Source organism: Vibrio sp. 1249-1 (assembly GCF_033340495.1).
The window spans coordinates 1-593 of sequence record NZ_JAWOWJ010000831.1 but is presented as its reverse complement, the minus strand read 5'-3'; the positions used below and the strand labels follow the sequence as shown (position 1 = coordinate 593).

The 593-nt window shown below is 49.6% G+C and carries 2 protein-coding genes; both read right to left on the bottom strand.

The window, feature by feature from the left end:
* Positions 1-180: EscU/YscU/HrcU family type III secretion system export apparatus switch protein (locus R7Z50_RS29175; RefSeq protein ID WP_318149970.1), on the bottom strand; the 180-nt coding region annotated here is incomplete at its 3' end.
* Positions 177-593 (bottom strand): flagellar biosynthetic protein FliR (locus tag R7Z50_RS29170; protein WP_318149969.1); only part of this gene is annotated, 417 nt, incomplete at its 5' end. The genes R7Z50_RS29170 and R7Z50_RS29175, both read right to left, overlap by 4 nt.

Sequence of the window (593 nt, the reverse complement as noted above, 5' to 3'; positions counted from 1 at the left end):
AATGCCGAACATGCTTTCCCAGATGCTATTGATTTGAGAGTAAAAATACAGCGCTACAGCCATGAAAATGACTGCAGTGGTGAACTCTTTCGCTCGTGGAATTTGGCCTTCCTGGCGGGCTTTTTTAACTTTCTGGGGGGAGGCCTTTTCGGTTTTGTCTTGTGACGACTGATCGCTCATGCGCCCCCCAACATAAAGTTGTTTAAGTGTCGGATCGTCTCATGCACCAGCGCGGTGTAGCGGCCCGGAACACCGGAAACAGAAATCAAAACACTAAACAGGCCAAGTAGCATGGTCATCGGAAAACCTAGCGCATAAACGTTCAGAGACGGTGCGGCGCGGTTCATCACACCAAAACTGATGTTCGCCAATAGCATTGACACGATGGCGGGCAGCGCAAGTGCGAGAGAAGCGGCAAACATCCAACCAAACACATTGATCACGCCTTGCAGTGATAGGGCCGTGATGCCTGAGCCAACAGGCCACACCACAAAACTCTGAATAACGATGTCGATCACCAGTAAGTGCCCTTCTAGTGACAAAAAGAGTAAGGTCGAAAAAATCAAAAAGATACGGCCTAGAATCGCCACCGA